The sequence below is a fragment of the Mesorhizobium sp. WSM1293 genome, assembly GCF_000513875.1.
Lineage (GTDB): Bacteria > Pseudomonadota > Alphaproteobacteria > Rhizobiales > Rhizobiaceae > Mesorhizobium > Mesorhizobium ciceri.
In genome coordinates this window covers 277,818-294,780 of record NZ_AZUV01000009.1, presented here as the reverse complement: position 1 = coordinate 294,780, position 16,963 = coordinate 277,818, and the positions used below count along the sequence as shown (strand labels likewise).

Annotated in this window: 16 protein-coding genes; 1 reads left to right on the top strand and 15 read right to left on the bottom strand. The window is 63.9% G+C overall.

Annotation, left to right across the window (positions count from 1 at the left end; translation table 11 throughout):
* Window positions 1-60: 60 nt before the first annotated feature.
* From M729_RS0113135 to M729_RS0113125, 3 genes are all read right to left on the bottom strand, one after another.
* A complete protein-coding gene (locus M729_RS0113135; RefSeq protein WP_027161813.1) occupies window positions 61-1,335 on the bottom strand; it encodes a cysteine desulfurase-like protein in 1,275 nt (424 codons plus the stop codon).
* Window positions 1,336-1,384: 49 nt separating this feature from the next.
* Complete coding sequence (locus tag M729_RS0113130) at window positions 1,385-2,059, bottom strand: amino acid ABC transporter permease (protein ID WP_013527987.1); 675 nt, start codon at window positions 2,057-2,059, stop codon at window positions 1,385-1,387.
* Between the two features lie 152 nt (window positions 2,060-2,211).
* A complete protein-coding gene (locus M729_RS0113125) occupies window positions 2,212-3,009 on the bottom strand; it encodes an ABC transporter substrate-binding protein (protein ID WP_024503391.1) in 798 nt (265 codons plus the stop codon).
* A gap of 505 nt (window positions 3,010-3,514) precedes the next feature.
* Between M729_RS0113125 and M729_RS0113115 the strand changes: the two genes are divergently transcribed.
* Complete coding sequence (locus tag M729_RS0113115) at window positions 3,515-4,606, top strand: LLM class flavin-dependent oxidoreductase (protein WP_024503393.1); 1,092 nt, start codon at window positions 3,515-3,517, stop codon at window positions 4,604-4,606.
* 24 nt (window positions 4,607-4,630) lie between these two features.
* Here M729_RS0113115 and M729_RS0113110 read toward each other — a convergent pair whose 3' ends face one another.
* The 12 genes from M729_RS0113110 to M729_RS0113055 all read right to left on the bottom strand — a co-directional run bounded on the left by M729_RS0113110 (window position 4,631) and on the right by M729_RS0113055 (window position 16,935).
* Window positions 4,631-5,026 carry a RidA family protein gene (locus tag M729_RS0113110; protein ID WP_013527982.1) on the bottom strand — a complete coding sequence of 132 codons (396 nt, stop codon included), beginning with the start codon at window positions 5,024-5,026 and terminating at the stop codon, window positions 4,631-4,633.
* Window positions 5,027-5,103: 77 nt separating this feature from the next.
* A complete protein-coding gene (locus tag M729_RS0113105; protein WP_027161811.1) occupies window positions 5,104-6,252 on the bottom strand; it encodes an acyl-CoA dehydrogenase family protein in 1,149 nt (382 codons plus the stop codon).
* A gap of 225 nt (window positions 6,253-6,477) precedes the next feature.
* Window positions 6,478-7,290, bottom strand: a complete 813-nt coding sequence (locus M729_RS0113100) for an enoyl-CoA hydratase family protein (RefSeq protein WP_027161810.1) — start codon at window positions 7,288-7,290, stop codon at window positions 6,478-6,480.
* Window positions 7,287-7,757 carry a MarR family transcriptional regulator gene (locus M729_RS0113095; RefSeq protein ID WP_023811475.1) on the bottom strand — a complete coding sequence of 157 codons (471 nt, stop codon included), beginning with the start codon at window positions 7,755-7,757 and terminating at the stop codon, window positions 7,287-7,289. Before M729_RS0113095 ends, M729_RS0113100 begins: the two co-directional genes overlap by 4 nt.
* Window positions 7,751-8,524, bottom strand: coding sequence for an SDR family NAD(P)-dependent oxidoreductase (locus M729_RS0113090; RefSeq protein ID WP_027161809.1), 774 nt, complete (start codon window positions 8,522-8,524; stop codon window positions 7,751-7,753). Before M729_RS0113090 ends, M729_RS0113095 begins: the two co-directional genes overlap by 7 nt.
* Window positions 8,521-10,815, bottom strand: a complete 2,295-nt coding sequence (locus M729_RS0113085; RefSeq protein WP_027161808.1) for a bifunctional salicylyl-CoA 5-hydroxylase/oxidoreductase — start codon at window positions 10,813-10,815, stop codon at window positions 8,521-8,523. Before M729_RS0113085 ends, M729_RS0113090 begins: the two co-directional genes overlap by 4 nt.
* Window positions 10,816-10,956: 141 nt before the next feature.
* Window positions 10,957-11,556, bottom strand: coding sequence for a VOC family protein (locus M729_RS0113080; protein ID WP_027161807.1), 600 nt, complete (start codon window positions 11,554-11,556; stop codon window positions 10,957-10,959).
* A 77-nt stretch (window positions 11,557-11,633) separates the two neighbouring features.
* Window positions 11,634-12,470 carry an ATP-binding cassette domain-containing protein gene (locus M729_RS0113075; protein ID WP_027161806.1) on the bottom strand — a complete coding sequence of 279 codons (837 nt, stop codon included), beginning with the start codon at window positions 12,468-12,470 and terminating at the stop codon, window positions 11,634-11,636.
* On the bottom strand, window positions 12,463-13,341 hold the full coding sequence (locus M729_RS0113070; RefSeq protein WP_027161805.1) for an ABC transporter ATP-binding protein: 879 nt from the start codon (window positions 13,339-13,341) through the stop codon (window positions 12,463-12,465). Before M729_RS0113070 ends, M729_RS0113075 begins: the two co-directional genes overlap by 8 nt.
* The gene (locus tag M729_RS0113065; protein WP_027161804.1) at window positions 13,338-14,186 is read right to left on the bottom strand and encodes an ABC transporter permease; all 849 of its coding nucleotides are present in this window, start codon (window positions 14,184-14,186) and stop codon (window positions 13,338-13,340) included. Before M729_RS0113065 ends, M729_RS0113070 begins: the two co-directional genes overlap by 4 nt.
* A complete protein-coding gene (locus M729_RS0113060) occupies window positions 14,179-15,186 on the bottom strand; it encodes an ABC transporter permease (protein ID WP_013527972.1) in 1,008 nt (335 codons plus the stop codon). Before M729_RS0113060 ends, M729_RS0113065 begins: the two co-directional genes overlap by 8 nt.
* Window positions 15,187-15,405: 219 nt before the next feature.
* Window positions 15,406-16,935 (bottom strand): ABC transporter substrate-binding protein, encoded by a 1,530-nt coding sequence (locus tag M729_RS0113055; RefSeq protein WP_027161803.1) that lies wholly within the window; start codon window positions 16,933-16,935, stop codon window positions 15,406-15,408.
* Between the last annotated feature and the right edge of the window lie 28 nt (window positions 16,936-16,963).

Here is a 16,963-nt window from a genome sequence, read left to right as displayed (position 1 = left end):
CACTGCGTCGCTACGCTCCCTTGTTCCGCCCATGGATGACGACGCTGGAGAGGCCGCCTCTCACGACAGCTTGGCGATGATGGCGCGCAGCGCCTCGCCGAAGCGCCGGACTTCCTCGACCGTGTTGTAGTGGACCAGCGAGGCACGGATGGCGCCGCTGTCCATCGAGAGGTTGAGACGCTTCATCAGCCGTGGCGCGTACATGTGGCCGTCGCGGATGCCGATCTGCATCTCGGCCATTTCCTCGACGACCCGCTGCGGCGATAGTTTGCCGATGTTGAAGCAGAAGGTCGGCACGCGCTCATGGATGCGCGCCTCGTCGGCAACGCCGTAGATGGTTGCCCCGCAATCCTTCAGCACGGCCAGCATCTCGCGCGCCAGCACCAGCTCGTAGTCGCGGATGGCGCCCATGCCGGCAACGATGTTTTCGCGTCGGGAGCGGTTGTTGGACGGCGCCAGATTGCGGCCGATCAGTTCCAGATACTGCACCGCCGCATCCATGCCGGAAACGTTCTCGTAGATGAAGGTGCCGGCCTCGACCTTGTAGGGCGGCTCGTCGGGGATGAAATCCTCGCGGAAGGTCGGCAGCCGCTTCAGCGTCTCGAAGCGCCCCCACAGGAAGCCCATATGCGGCGAGAAATTCTTGTAGCCGGAGCAGACGAGATAGTCGCAGTCCCAGGCCTGCACGTCGATCAGTCCATGCGGCCCGTAATGCACGCAGTCGAGGAACACTTCGGCGCCGGCCGCATGCGCGATCTCAGCCACCGAAGCGACATCGACGATCGAGCCGATCGAGTGCGCTGTCACCGTGCAGGCGACCAGGCGGGTGCGGTCCGAAACCAGCGGACGCAGATCGTCGACATGCAGATTGCCGTCCTCGCGCATCCGCCACCATTTGAATTTCGCACCGGCCGACTCCAGCGCCAGCCAAGTCGCGATGTTGGCGTCATGGTCCATGTCGGTGACGACGATCTCGTCGCGCTCTTGCAGCATCTGGCCGATGCCGAGGCTGACCAGGCGGATGAACGAGGTGGCATTCATGCCGAAGCAGATTTCCGCCGGGCTGTAGGCGTTGATGAGCAGAGCGACGCTTGTCCGGGCATCGGCGACCGATTGGTCGACGGTGACGCTGCGGCCATAGCGGCCGCCACGCTGCACATTGTGCGAAACCAGATGATTGGTCACCGCGTCGAGCACGCTCTGCGGGATCTGCGCGCCGGCGGCGTTGTCCAAAAAGATGAAATCGCCGGCCCGCTGCAAGGCTGGAAACATGGCGCGGATGGTGTCGACGGGGAACGCGGTGGCATTCGCATTGTCGGTTTGATGCTTATTCACGGGTAGGCTCCTGCGGAGGGCTTGGACGGGGTGGGATCGGTTGGCGAGGTCAGCGCTTCTTTTCGGTCTTGAAGCGCTCTTCGAGCAGGCTGACGAGGCGGACCATCGGCCAGAGGAAGATGAGATAGACAAGCGCGGCGCCGATCAGCGGCGATGGGTTGGCGTAGAGCGACTGCGCGTTGGTCGCTTCCTTCAAGAGTTCCGGCAGCGCCACGGTCGAGGCGAGCGAGGTGTCCTTGAACATCGAGACGCAGTTACTGGTCATCGGCGGGATGACGACGCGGATCGCTTGCGGCAGCACCACCTTGCGCAAGGTCAGGAGGAACGGCAGGCCAAGCGCCTGCGACGCCTCGAACTGCCCGCGCGGAATGCTTTCGATGCCGGAGCGGAACACCTCGGCCGAGTAGGCCGACATGATGAAGGCGAAGGCTGTCACCGCCGATGCCCAGGACGACAGGCGTATGCCGAGGAAGGGCAGCGCATAGTAGATCAGGATCAGCACGACCAGCACCGGCAGGGCGCGGAAGATGTCGGTGTAGCCGACCGCGAGCCAGCGCAGCGGCTTCGGCGCATAGAGCCGCACCAGGCTGATCCCCAGGCCGATGGGGATGCCGATGCCGATGCTCAAAATGCCGAGCAGCAGCGTGTTCAGGAAGCCGCGCAGCAGCGCCGGCAGGCTGGACATGATGACGTCGGGGTTGAAGAAGGTGTCGATCAGCGACATGGGAGCGTTCCCGAACCCCAGAGCAAAGAATGCTCACGTTAAAATCGATTGGCCCCGCCGAGGGCAGGAGATCTGCGGCAGAAGCCGGCGGCCAGGCGTGAAAGAATCGTGCCGGCCTGGAAAGCCGGCACGATGTTACCGCAGCTTTCAGCTCAGGCCTTCGGCAGCGGCATTTCCTTCATGGTCGAAGAGTCGGCGGGCGCGTCGCTGCCGAACCACTTCTTGTGGATGGCGGCCAACGTGCCGTCCTTCTTCATCGCGCTCAGCGCATCGTTCAGCTTGCCGAGCAGCGGGTGGTCCTTGGTCATCATCAGGCCGTATTGCTCACCGGTCTTGATGCGCTCCTTGACCACCAGGTCCTTCATCTTGGTGAAGGAATATTCCATGCCCGGAATGTCGCTGACTGCCGCATCGACGCGGCCGGCGCTGAGGTCGAGCAGCAGGTTCTGCTGCGTGTCGTAGCCCTTCACGTCGCTGAAGCCGTCGGCTTCCTGATGCGCCTTGACCCAGGTTTCGCCGGTCGAACCGGACAGCACGCCGATGATCTTGCCCTTGAGGTCGGCCTCGGCCTTGATCGGGCTGTCGGCCTTGGTGGCGATGCCCATATCGGAATCATAATAGGGCTGCGTGAACGACTGTGACTTCAGCCGCTCCGCCGTGATGGTGATCGACGAGATGGCGACGTCGATGCGCTTCGAGGTGGTGGCGGCAAACAGCGCCTGGAAGCCGAGATCGGCGATGTCGGTGGTCATGCCGATGCGCTTGGCGGCTTCGTTGACGATGTCGACCTCGAAGCCTTCGAAAGTGCCGCTCTCGTTCTTGAATTCGAAGGGCGGGTTGGTCGGGTAGGCGCCGACATTCAGCACATCCGCGGCATAAGCGGTGGCGGGGCCGGCGGCGATGCCGATGGCGGCGGCGAGAAGAAGCAATTTGCGACGCGTGAAGCTCATTTTTGTTCCCTCTGTTGTTGATCGGGCGGGTTGCTCCCGCACGGTTTTTTGCCGCCCCGCTTCACGCAGGGCGTCAATTTATGGCAGCGACCATGCGGTCACGGATGGCGATGTTGTGTGTTGCAGACCGCGAATCCGCGCGCACGTCATCGAAGGCATGGCGCGTGTTGGATGATGACTGGGGCAGTATGAACGACAAGAACTGAGACTCCCACCCGGAGCACCCACGATGGACTGGCCGGCACGATGGACTGGTCTGCTCGATGGACTGGCCGGCAAGCCCGTCCGGCACGGCAATCGCCATCGACTCCGGAATGCTTATCCAAAGTGCGGCGCTTTTCAAGGCGAAAGTTTTAAGCTTAAAAAGCTGCGGTGTCCGTTGCGTGGTGGACACGGTGCGGCCCGCTGGAACCGATACCCGCGAGCGATGGTGACGCCAAGCTATTTCAGGCTTGAAATATTTCTGCGCGGGCCTAGCGTGCGATCTTCGCCGGGAGGCAGCGACGTGAACAAACCACACCCTTTGCACGGCCCGAACAGACTGAAGCTTGGCGTCTTTTCGACCAATGCCGATGGCGGGCTTGCCATCACCGATGTGCCGGAGCGCTGGGCGGCGAGCTGGCAGGACAATGTGACCGCAGCCCAGATCGCCGACCGCGCCGGGCTGGAGTTCATGCTGCCGATCGCGCGTTGGCGCGGCTTCGGCGGCCGCAACAAGGTGCGCGAATGGTCGTTCGAGACCTTCACCTGGGCGGCGGCACTCGCCATGGCCACCGAGCAGATCGGCCTGTTCATGACCGTGCATGTGCCGCTGGTGCATCCGCTCTATGCCGCCAAGGCGCTGGCGACGGTCGACCATATTAGCCAGGGACGCGCGGGCTTGAACATCGTCTGCGGCTGGAACCCGAAGGAATTCGGCATGTTCGGCACGCCGCTGGTCGAGAAGGGCTATGACCAGGCGGCGGAATGGATCGAGATCCTGGAAAAGCTTTATGCCTCGGCCGAACCGCTCGATTACGAAGGCACTTATTATCGCCTCAAGGAGGCTGTCAGCCGGCCGGCCAGTCTGCAGGTTCCGCGCCCCGTGACCATGAACGCCGCCTTCGGCGGGCCGGGCCGCGATTTCGCTGCCGCCCGGTGCGATTATCTGTTCACGACATTTTCGGAAATGAGCGATGCCGGCAAGCATGTCGCCGACATCAGCGAGCGGGCCGATAAGGCAGGCCGCGATGTCGGCGTCTACACCGTGGCGCATGTCGTCTGCCGCCCGACGATGGAAGAGGCGCAGGCCTACTACACGCGCTACGCCGTCGATATGGCCGACCATGACGCCGTCGATGCCCACATGGCCGGCAAGAAGGAATTCTCGCAATCGCACGACCCGCACGCCTATGACCGCTACCGGCAGCGTTTCGCCGGCGGCGCCGGCACCTACCCGCTGATCGGAACGCCGGAAACGATCGCCGCCGACATGGTCGCCATTGCCGGGCACGGCTATCAGGGCATCGCGCTGTCCTTCGTCAACTACACGCAAGAACTGCCCTATTTCTGCGATCACGTGCTGCCGATCTTGAGGCAGGCGGGGCTTCGCGAATAATTTATTCCTGAGGCAGCCAATAATTTATTCCGGAATAACTGCCGTAGCCTGGATCTCCACCTTGGCCCGGTCCTCTACCAGCGCCACCACCTGCATGGCGGCCATCGCCGGAAAATGCCGGCCGATGACCTCGCGATAGGCCTCGCCGATACCCCTGAGATTGGCAAGGTATTCGGCCTTGTCGGTAAAATACCAGGTCATCGAGGTGATGTGCTGCGGCCCCGCACCGGCCTCGGCCAGCACCGCGACGATGTTCTGAAGCGTCTGTCGCACCTGGCCAACAAAATCGTCCGTTTCGAACTGGCATTGGCCGTTCCAGCCGACCTGTCCGCCAACGAAGACGAGCCGACCGCGCGCCGCGACGCCGTTGGCGTAGCCGACAGGTTTGGCCCAGCCTTCCGGCTGCAAAATCTGGTGCATTTCAGTCTCCCGATTCGTCAAAACTCGGTTCGCAATATCCATTGTCAAAACAGTCTGGTCCGTGGGCGCGACCTGCTTCAGGCCGCGCCCATCACTTGCCGCGCAATCACCACTTTCTGCACGTCGGAGGCACCCTCATAGATGCGCAGCGCGCGGATCTCGCGATACAGGCTTTCGACGATGTGGCCTTTGCGGACGCCGTCGCCGCCGTGCAGTTGCACGGCCTTGTCGATCACCTCTTGCGCCTTGTCGGTGGCGAACAGCTTGGCCATCGCCGCCTCGCGGGTGACGCGGGGCGCGCCCATGTCCTTGGTCCAGGCGGCACGGTAGACCAGCAGCGCCGCCGCATCGACATCGAGCGCCATGTCGGCGATGTGCCCCTGCACCATTTGCAATTCGGCCATCGGCGCGCCGAACAGTTTGCGCTCGACCACGCGTTTGATGCTTTCATCCAGTGCGCGGCGGGCAAAGCCGAGTGCCGCCGCACCGACGGTCGAGCGGAACACATCGAGCACCGACATGGCGATGCGGAAGCCGTCGCCTGGCCTGCCGATCAGTGCGGTGGCCGGCAGGCGGACCCGCTCGAAAGACAGCCGCGCCAGCGGATGCGGCGCGATCACTTCGAGCCGTTCGGCGATGCCAAGGCCCTTGGCGTCGCCAGGCACGAGGAAGGCCGAGAGCCCCTTGGCGCCCGGCGCCTCGCCGGTGCGGGCAAAGACGACATAGAGGTCGGCGATGCCGCCATTGGAAATCCAGGTTTTTTCGCCTGTAAGAACGAAGCTGTCGCCGTCGCGGGTCGCCGTCATCTCGGTGTTGGCGACGTCCGAGCCAGAGCGCGGCTCCGACAGGGCGAAGGCCGAAATCGCTTTGCCGGCGCGTGTCCTCGAAAGCCATTCCTGCTGCTCCGGCGTGCCGAACAGGCTGAGCGCGCCGGTGCCCAATCCCTGCATGGCGAAGGCGAAGTCGGCCAACCCGTCATGCCGGGCGAGCGTCTCGCGCGTGATGCACAAAGTGCGCACATCGAGGGGGCCAGGATTGTCAGTGTCGAGCGCCGTCGGTTTCAGCCAGCCGTCTTGGCCGAGCTTGCCCACCAGCTCGCGGCAGGCGGCGTCGACATCATGATGATCGACCGGCAGGTTTTTCGCGCACCACGCCTCCAACTGCTCGGCCAGCTCGCGATGACGGTCTTCGAAGAATGGCCAGTTGAGGAAGGAGCGGTCAGGCATTGGTGCCTCCGGTACTCGGGCCTTGCGCTCTACGGCGCCCCCCTCTGTCCTGCCGGACATCTCCCCCACGAGGGGGGAGATTGGCTGGCACGGACGTCCCGCCAATTCTGCGTTTGATAATGGCGAAACCAAAGCGGATAGCCGATCTCCCCCCTTGTGGGGGAGATGTCCGGCAGGACAGAGGGGGGCGCTGTCCCGCCAACGTCTCCATTGAAACGCTCATCCTCAATCCCCCTCGAACACCGGCTTTTCCTTGGCCACGAACGCCTTGTAGGCGCGCTCGAAGTCGCGGGTCTGCATGCAGATCGCTTGCGCCTGCGCTTCCGCCTCGATCGCCTGGTCGAGGCCCATCGACCATTCCTGGTTGAGCTGCGTCTTGGTGATGCCGTGCGCAAAGGTCGGGCCGGAGACGATGCGCGTCGCCATGTCGAGCGCATCGGCCTCCAGCGATGCGGCATCGACCAACCGGTTGTAAAACCCCCAGCGCTCGCCTTCCGCCGCTGTCATGGTGCGGCCGGTATAGAGCAGTTCAGCAGCACGGCCCTGGCCGATGATGCGCGGCAGGATCGCGCAGGCGCCCATGTCGCAGCCGGCGAGGCCGACGCGGGTGAACAGGAATGCGGTCTTGGCTTCCGGCGTGGCGATGCGGATATCGGAGCTCATCGCAATGATGGCGCCGGCGCCGACCGCGACGCCGTCGACCGCCGCAATGATCGGCTTGCCGCAATTCAGCATCGCCTTGACGAAATCGCCGGTCATGCGGGTGAAGGCGAGAAGCTGCTTCATGTCCATCTTGACCAGCGGGCCGATGATGTCGTGGACATCGCCGCCAGAGCAGAAATTGCCGCCATTGGAGAGGAACACCACGGCATCGACATCGTCGGCATAGACGAGGTCGCGGAACGTGTCGCGGAGTTCCGCATAGCTGTCGAAGGTCAACGGGTTCTTGCGCTCCGGCCGGTCGAGCCGGACCTTGGCGATCCTGCCCTCGACCTCCCACAGGAAGTGCTTCGGCTTGCGCCCGGCCATTGCGGTCATTCGCGTCCCTCCCAGTTGCTGCGGAACGATGTCAGCATGCCGGTCAGCCGGCGCGCGTCGTCTTCGCTGACCTTGCCCAGCAATTCACCGATCCAGCCCTCATGCGCCGCGGCGATGGTGGCAAAGGCCTGCGTGCCTTCCTCGGTCAGCCGCACCATCGACGTGCGGCGGTCGCCATTGCGCCGCGCACGGGCGACAAGTCCTTCCGAAACCAGTCGGTCGACGATCCCCGTGACATTGCCGTTGGAGACCAGCAGGAACCGCGACAGGTCGCTCATCAGCATGCCTTCCGGCGCGCGATAGAGGGCGGCCATCACGTCGAAGCGCGGCAGGGTCGTGTTGAACTCCTTCTTCAGCCGCTCGCGCAGTTCGGCCTCGATCGTGCGTGACGCACGCAGCAGCCTGATCCACAGACGCAAGCGGTCCTTGCCGGGTCCCGACGGCGCGGGCAGGGGGCCGGCTACCATGTTTCGCCTCCTGAGATGGAAATCGCCTGTCCGGTGATCGATTGGGCGGCATCACCACAAAGCCAAAGCACGGCGGCGGCAATTTCATCCGGCTGGATGAAGCGGCCTTGCGGATTGGTCGAGGCAAGGCTCGACCGTGCCTGGTCGACCGAGCGGCCGGTCTTCTCGATGATACGCTGGATGGACTCTTCCAGCATTTCAGTTTCCACAAAGCCCGGGCACAGGGCGTTGACGGTGATGCCCGATTTCGCCGTCTCGGCGGCAAGCGCCCGCATCAGGCCGACGACGCCATGTTTGGCGGCGACGTAAGGCGCGACATAGGCGTAGCCTTTCAGCCCTGCCGTGGAGGCGATGAAGACGATCCGCCCCGTTTTGCGCGCGGCCATGCCGGCCAGCGCCGGTTTCACCGTCAGGAAGGCACCGGTTAGATTGACGTCGAGCGTCCGCTGCCAGTCGCTGAGCGCGGTTTTGTGCGCCGGGGCGCTGCCGGCCATACCGGCATTGGCGACGACGATGTCGAAGGGGCCACGCGCTGCTTGCGCCGCCTCGTAAAGCGACGCCATTGCCGCCTCATCGGTGACATCGGCGGCGATGCCAGAGATGCGGTCGTTTTCCCTGGTCACCTTGGCGAGCTCTGCTTCCCGGCGGCCGCAGATGGTGACGTCGATGCCGGCACTGGCCAGCGTCAGCGCGATGGCCCGGCCGACACCGGAGCCGCCGCCGGTGACCAGCGCATGCTTGCCGGGGATCGTCAAAGCCGCCGTCATACTTTCAGCCCCGCTGCCGCGTCGCGCTCGGCCAGCCGGTAGAGCTGGTCGCGTCCGGGCAGATAGGGATCCGGCCATTTGACGCCACGGTCGCCGAGCGTGACGGCGGCATGCAGCGTCCAGTAGGGATCGGCGAGATGCGGTCGTGCCAGCGCCACCAGATCGGCGCGGCCGGCCATCAGGATCGAATTGACATGGTCCGGCTCGTAGATGTTGCCGACCGCCATCGTCGCCATGCCGACCTCGTTGCGGATGCGGTCGGAAAACGGCGTCTGGAACATGCGGCCATAGACAGGCTTTGCCAGTGCCGAGGTCTGGCCGGCCGAGACGTCGCAAATGTCGACGCCGGCTTCATGCAGCAGCCGGGCGATCTCGACGGCATCGGCTGGTGTGACGCCTTCGATGCCGACCCAGTCATTGGCCGAAATGCGCATCGAGATCGGCTTCTCCGCCGGCCAGGCGGCGCGCACCGCGCGGAAGATTTCGAGGGGATAGCGCATGCGGTTTTCCAGCGAACCGCCATAGTCATCCGTGCGCCGGTTGGTGACCGGCGTGATGAAGGACGACAGCAGATAGCCGTGCGCGGCGTGGATCTCGAGCATGTCGAAGCCGCAACGATCGGCCATCTCGGCAGAGGCCACGAATTCGTCGCGCACGCGGTCCATGTCGGCGCGGTCCATCGCCTTCGGCACCTGATTCTGCGGCGACCACGCCACGGCCGAGGCGGCCATGACAGGCCAGTTGCCCGAAGTCAGCGGCACGTCGGTGCCCTCCCAGCCGAGCCGGGTCGAGCCCTTGGCGCCTGAATGGCCGATCTGGGCGCAGATCTTCGCCTCGGTCTCGGTATGGACGAAATCGACCAGCCGCTTCCACGCCACCTCATGTTCGGGCGCGTAGAAGCCCGGACAGCCGGGCGTGATCCGGCCTTCGGGGCTGACGCAGGTCATCTCGATATAGATGAGCCCGGCGCCGCCCTTGGCCCGCTCGGCATAATGGGTGAAATGCCAGTCGGTCGGACAGCCGTCGACGGCCTTGTACTGCGCCATCGGCGAAACGACGACGCGGTTCTGCAGCCTCATGTCGCGCAGCTTGAACGGTGCGAACATCGGCGCACGGCGCAGGCTGTTGCCGCCGGCGCCCGCCTGGCGCTGGAACCATTCTTCGGCGCCGCCCAGCCATTCGGCATCGCGCAGCCGCAAATTCTCGTGGCTGATGCGCTGCGAGCGGGTCAAAAGCGAATAGTTGAACTGCACCGGATCCAGACCGAGATAGCGCTCGACCTCCTCGAACCATTCCAGCGAATTGCGCGCCGCCGATTGCAGCTTCAGCACCTCGGTGCGGCGGGCATCCTCATATCTACGGAAGGCGGCGTCGAGGTCCGGCTCGGTTTCGACATACTCGGCCAGCGCCACCGCGCTCTCCAGCGCGAGCTTGGTGCCGGAGCCGATCGAGAAATGGGCTGACGCCGCCGCATCGCCCATCAGCGCGAGGTTCTTGTACGACCAGCGCTCGCACAGCACGCGCGGGAAATTGATCCATGCCGAGCCACGGATGTGGTTGGCATTGGTCATCAGCGCGTGGCCGCCGAGATGTCTTTCGAAGATGCGCTCGCAGACGGCGATCGATTCCTGCTGCGACATCGCGCCGAAGCCGAAAGCAGCCCAGGTCTGTTCGCTGCACTCGACGATGAAGGTCGCGGTGTCGCTGTCGAACTGGTAGGCGTGCGCCCACACCCAGCCATGCTCGGTCTTCTCGAAGATGAAGGTGAAGGCGTCGTCGAATTTCTGTTGGGTCCCGAGCCAGACGAACTTGCATTTGCGGGTGTCGATGTCGGGCTTGAAGATGTCGACGAAGCTGTTGCGCGCCCTGGAGTTCAGGCCGTCGGCAGCGACAACCAGATCATGCGTCTCCATGTAGGGTTTGGGATCTGCGATGTCGGTCTCGAACATCAGCTTGACGCCGAGTTCTCGGGCGCGGCGCTGCAACAGGACCAGCAGCCGCTTGCGGCCGATGCCGCAGAAGCCGTGCCCTGACGAGACCGTGCGCACGCCGTCATGGATGACGGCGATGTCGTCCCAGTAGGCAAAGTGCTTCTTGATCCAGACGGCGCTGACCGGATCGTTCTTCGACAGATTGTCGAGCGTCTCGGCCGACAGCACGACGCCCCAGCCGAACGTGTCGTCGGCGCGGTTGCGCTCGAACACCGTCACATCGTGCGCGGCGTCCCTGAGTTTCATCGAAATGGCAAAGTAGAGGCCGGCTGGTCCGCCGCCGAGAACCGCAACCTTCATGTCTGCGATCTCCTCTTCGCTTGCTGGTTTCGAGTATCGCGCCGGAGATGAATTATTTCAAGCTTAAAGTTTCATATCGAAATGATTCAGCGTCGCATTTGTGTGGCGTGCTTGCGGAACATCCGCAAGCACGCGTTGCCATCACTTTTCCGGGTTCTTCGGGCTCCACAAAACGGTCTCGGCATCCTTCTCGTAGGCCATGCCCGCGGGATAACTGATCGCTTCCAGCTGCAGCCCCCATGGCGCCTGGAAGTAGAGGATGGTCTGGCCGGCGGCCGGTCCTTCCTTGACCGGCAATGGTCCCATCCTCGTCTTGACGCCCTTGCCGTCGAGATAGGCTTTGGCAGCAGTGACATCGTCGACATAGAGGGCGATGTGGAAGCCGCCAATATCGCTGTTCTTCGGCGTCAGGTCCTTCTGGTCGGGCGCGGTGTATTTGAACAGCTCGATATTCGAGCCATAACCGCAGCGGACCATGGTGACCTCCTCGATCACCGCCTTCGGATCGACGCCCAGCAGATCCTGCATGAAGGTGCCCTTGTCGTCGGCGAACGGACCGAACGACATCGCCTTCTTGCAGCCGACCACCTCGGTGAAGAAGTCGACCGCCTGCTTCATGTCGGGAACCGTGATGCCGGTGTGGTCGTGGCCGCGCATGCCGGGTATCGAGCTGGCGGCGGCGATGCCTGCGCTGCCTAACAGCGCAATCGCGAGCGTTGCATTTCGGAGTATCGTCTTCATGTCAGTCCTCTCCATTGGCGGGACTTGGGTCTTTGCGGTCGCACGTCCGAGGCCCGCTTTTCGGCGTGCGTGTGCAGTCATGTCGGGACCTTGGCGGCGGCAGGAATGTCCAGCCAGCCTGCATCGATCTCGGGCAGCGGAATGGCTGCGATGAGATCGCGCGTGTAGCTCTGCTGTGGGTTTTCGAACAAGGCGTCGGTGGCACTGGCTTCAACGATCACGCCCTCGCGCATGACGATGACCTGCCGGCATAGTCGCCGGATCACCGACAGATCGTGGCTGATGAAGGCAACGGTCAGGCCCATCTCCGCCGCCAGCCTTTCCAGCAGGGTCAGAATCTGCGCCTGCGTCGACACGTCGAGGCCGGAGACGATCTCGTCGGCCAGCACGAATTTCGGCGACAGCGCCAGTGCGCGGGCAATGCCGACGCGCTGTCGCTGGCCGCCCGACAGTTCGTGGCGGTAGCGGCTGGCGAAACTTTGCGGCAGGCCGACGCGCTGCAAGGCCTCAGCGACGCGCGCCTTCAGATTGTCGCCGAGGCCATTCTGCTTGAGCGGAGCGGCGATGATGCTGGCAATGGTGCGGCGCGGATTGAGCGACGACATCGGATCCTGGAAGATCATCTGCAGGTCGCGCCGCAATGGCCGCAGCTCCGCTTCCGGCAGATGGGTTATGTCACGACCGTCGAAAGTGATGCTGCCGGCGCTGGGCTCCAAGAGGCGCACCAGCGCGCGGCCGAGCGTCGATTTGCCGGACCCGGATTCGCCGACGATACCGGTCACCGAGCCCCTGGGAAGGTCGAAATCTAGGCCTTTCAGGATTTCGGCCAATGGCGCGCGGCCGATCAGCGGTTTGCGCGTCATGTCGGGCAGCGCGACCTTCAGCCCACGCACGGAAAACAGCGGCTCAGCCATGCGGCCGCCTCCAAGCCTGGTCTGCGGCAGCGATCTCTGAAGCAAGCCCGGCCAACACAGCGTCATCCACTGGTTTCAACGAAGCGAAGGGATCGGTGTAGCGTGGCGTCGCCGCCATCAGCGCGCGTGTGTAGGGGTGCTGCGGAGCGGCGAAGAGAGCGGCGGTCTCGGCCTCCTCCACCACCTTGCCGGCATAGAGCACCGAGACCTTCTGGCTGATCTTGGCGACGACGCCGAGATCATGGGTGACGAACAGGATCGCCGTGCCGTGCTCGCGCTGCAATTGTGCGATCAGCCGCAGGATCTGCTTCTGCACGGTGACGTCGAGCGCCGTGGTCGGCTCGTCGGCGACGATCAGCCTTGGCTCGGCGGCGAAGGCGGCAGCGATCAGCACGCGCTGGCGCATGCCGCCGGACAGTTCGTGCGGATAGCTTTTGAGCACGCGGTCGGGGTCGCGGATCTGCACCTCGTCCAGCAACTGGCGAATGCGGGTATCGGCCTTCTCGCCACTCCAGCCGAGGATGCGCACCAGCCGGTCGGTCATCTGCGAGCCGATGCGGCGTGACGGGTTGAGAGCGGTCAGCGGGTCCTGCGGGATCAGCGCCGTGCGTGCCCCGATCAGCGTGCGCCGTGCCTTGGGCTGCAATTTGCCGAGGTCTTCGCCCTCAAGCAACATATCGCCTTCGACGATGCGCACGCTCGACGGCAGCACGCCGAGCACCGCCTTGCCGATCATCGTCTTGCCGGCGCCGCTTTCGCCGACCAGCGCGCGGACCTCGCCGGGCTGGACGGAGAGCGACACCGAGCGCAGCACGCGCTGGCTGTTGGGCAGCACGGCGCTCAGATCCCTGATGTCGAGACAGGCGCTCATCGCAGCACCGGATCGAAACGCGTCTTCAGCGCCTCGCCGAACTGGCTGAACGACAGCACGGTGAGGATGAGCGTGATCAGCGGGAACACCAGCACCCACCAGGCCTGATGGATCGACAGCCGGCCCTCGGCGATGATGCCGCCCCAGGTCGGGTCGTCGGTCGAGATCGACAGATTGACGAAGGACAGGATCGCCTCGACGATGACGGCGATGCCCATTTCCAGCGACAGCAGCGCCAAGATTGACGGCACCACATTGGGCAGCACCTCGCGCAGCATGATGCCGATGCGGCCATAGCCGGCGATGCGGGCATTCTCGACATAGTCCATGCGCGACTGGCCCATCGTCTCGGCACGGATCACCCGGCAGAAACGCGTCCAGTCGATGATGGCGATGGCCAGGATGACGGAACTCAAGCCTGTGCCGAGCACCGCAACCAAAAGGATGGCGAACAGCACCGGCGGAAATGCCATCCAGACATCGACGATGCGCGAGATGATGCGGTCGGCCCAGCCGCCGAAATAGCCGGCTATGAGCCCCAGCATCGAGCCGACCAGGCAGGCGGCGATGGCCGCGGCGAAAGCGACGATGAAGGCGATGCGGCCGCCGAAGATCAGCCGGGACAACAGATCGCGGCCGAGGCTGTCGGTGCCGAGCCAATAGCCGGGTTCGGCGCCGGCCATCCAGAATGGCGGCAACCGTTCCAGCATCAAATCCTGCGCCAGCGGATCCTGCGGCGCGACCAGCGGCGCGAAGATTGCCGCCAGAAGCGCCAGCAGCAGCCAGCCGCCGGCCAGCCACAGACGCGGCGACACAGCTCGTCTTTGAGCGCGGCCCTCATCCATGGCGCAGCCTTGGATTGAGCAGTGCGTACATCATGTCGACGCTGAGGTTGATCAGCACGAACAGCAGCGCGAAGACCAGAACGATGCCCTGGATCAGCGGCAGGTCGCGGTTGATGACGGCGTCGATCGCCATGTTGCCGAGGCCTTCATAGGAAAACAGCCGTTCGACGATGACGGTGCCGCCGATGAGGAAGGTGAACTGCACGCCGACCAGCGTCAGCGTCGGCAAAGCGGCATTCTTCAAGGCCTCGCGCAGGATGACCTGCGTTTCCGAAAACCCCTTGACCCGCGCCAGCACGACGTAGTCGAGGTCGAGCACTTCCTTCAGCGACTGTTTCAGCAGCTGCGAGATGATCGCCGCCAGCGGCAGCGCCAGCGCCACGGCCGGCATCAGCATGTGTTTCAGGAGATCCCAGGTCAGGTCGAGGCGCAGACGAAGCAAGCTCTCGAACAGATAAAACTGGGTGACGAAGGGCAGGTCGAGTTGCGGCGACACCCGGCCGGAAATGTCGAAGATCGGCACCAGCACGCCGAACAGCAGGATCAGCACCAGGCCCCACAGGAAGTCGGGAATGGAAAGCGCCGCGCCGCTGGCGATGTCGATGCCGGCCTCGACCGCCGTGCCGCGTTCGCGCGCGCCGATGATTGCCGTCGTGCCGCCGAGCGCCACCGCCATCACAAGCGCGACGATGGCAAGCTCCAGCGTCGCTGGCAGCCGGTTGAAGACGAGACCCAGCACATCCTGCCTGAGCGAAATCGAGGTGCCGAAATCGCCCCTGGCCACGCCCGACAGCCAGATGAAGAATTGCTGCACGATGGTCTTGTCGAGGCCGTAGAGCGCTCGCAGCCGGGCAATGTCGGCATCCGTAGCACCAGGCGGCAGCATCATGGCGATCGGATCGCCGGGCGCGACGCGGATCACGACAAAGACGACGACGGCCACGCCGAACAGCGTGATCAGCATCGTCAGCAGACGGATCAGGAATCTTTGCAGGAGCATTCTGGCGTAGGCCTAATGCGTTTCAGTGACTGATGGAACGAAGACCCCTCATCCGGCCGCTTCGCGGCCACCTTCTCCCCGAGGGGAGAAGAGGTCGCCGACGGCTGAGCCGGTCTCTTCTCTCCAGCGGGGAGAAGGTGGCCCGAAGGGCCGGATGAGGGGGCCTGCGTCGTTCAAGAAGACACGCCGTCTCGCGAACGGCGTGCCCTCCAATATCGGTCAGGCCGGGGTCATCAGGGCCGGCAGCAACGCGCCCGACACATGCTGAACCACATTGACGCCCTTGGCATGGACGATGGGCTGCGCATACTGCATCAGCGGCAGCACATAGGCCTGCTCGGCGATGTATTTGTCGACAGCCTTCCAGCCGGCGATGCGCTTGGCCTCGTCCTTCTCGCCCCACAGCGGGTTGATCATGTCGATCAAATCCTGGCTGTCCCACACCGAATGCGGGCTCGGGCCGTACATGGCGAAGCCGGTCGAGGTGGTCGGATCGCCGATGGCGTTGCCCCAGTTGTAGAAGGCGGCCGGCGCCAGCTTATCGGCGGCGCGCAGTTCGTAGTGCTTTGCGATCTCGTAGACCTCGATCGTCGCCTCGATGCCGACCTTGCGCCACATGCCGACGATCGCCTGGATCATCTCATAGTCCTTGGGCTTGAAGCCCTTGGTCGTCTGGATGGTGAACTTGACCGGCTTTTCCGGCGAATAGCCGGAGGCAGCCAGCAATTCCTTGGCCTTTTCCGGATTGTGCTCGACCTTGATCGACGCGTCGTAGGATGCGTATTCCGGCGTTTCCAGCGTATCGATCGGCTGTCCGTAGCCGCGCAGCAGGCGATCGACCAGCAGCTTCTTGTCGACGGCCATCACGGCGGCCTGACGGACGTTCTTGTCCAGCATCGCCTCGATGTCGTTGAAGAAGATCATGCCGATGTCGGAAACGTTCTTGCACGAGCCGGCCAGCCCGTCCTTGGCGATCAGCCGGTCATACTCCTCGTAGGGGATTTCGAGCGTCACTTGCGAGGAGCCGGATTCGATCTCGGCGACGCGGCTTGCCGCGTCGGCGACGAACTTGATCGTCACATTCTCGAAGGCCGGCTTGCCGCCCCAGTAGTTCGGGTTTGCCTTGAGCCGCAGGAAAGCGTTGCGCTCGAACTTTTCCACCATGTAGGGGCCGGTGCCGATCGGCGCCTTCTCGAAACCTTCGGCGCCGACCTTCTCGTAATAGGCCTTCGGCATGATGTAGCCGGTCAGGAACGACATCCATTTGAAATAGACCGGGTCGAACTGCACGACGTCGCCGGTGATCTTGTTGCCGTCGATCTTGAAATTGTTGACGTTCTTCCAGACGAACTGGATCGGGTTGCCGGTCTTTTCGTCGCCTGCCCGCTGTAGCGACCAGACGACGTCCTCGGCCGTGAACGGCGAGCCGTCATGCCAGGTCACGCCTTCGCGCACCGTCATCATGATCTTCGTGCGGTCGTCGTTCCAGCCCCATTCGGTGAGCAGGCCGGGCGCGAAGGACAAATCGGGCTTCTGCGGGATGAATTGATCGAACACCGACTGGTAAAGCCCCTGGATGGTCGGGTTGACGGCCGACGGGCCGGTGGTTGGATCCCAGGATGGCAGGTTGACGTTGTAGGCGATGGTCAGTTCGCCGGCAGCCGCCCTAGCGATCTGCGGCAGGCCGACGGCGGCCACCCCGAGTGCCGCGGCGCTGTATCCCAGCAATTCACGTCTGTTGATTGTCATGGTCGTTCCCCTTGTTGGTTTTGTTTCT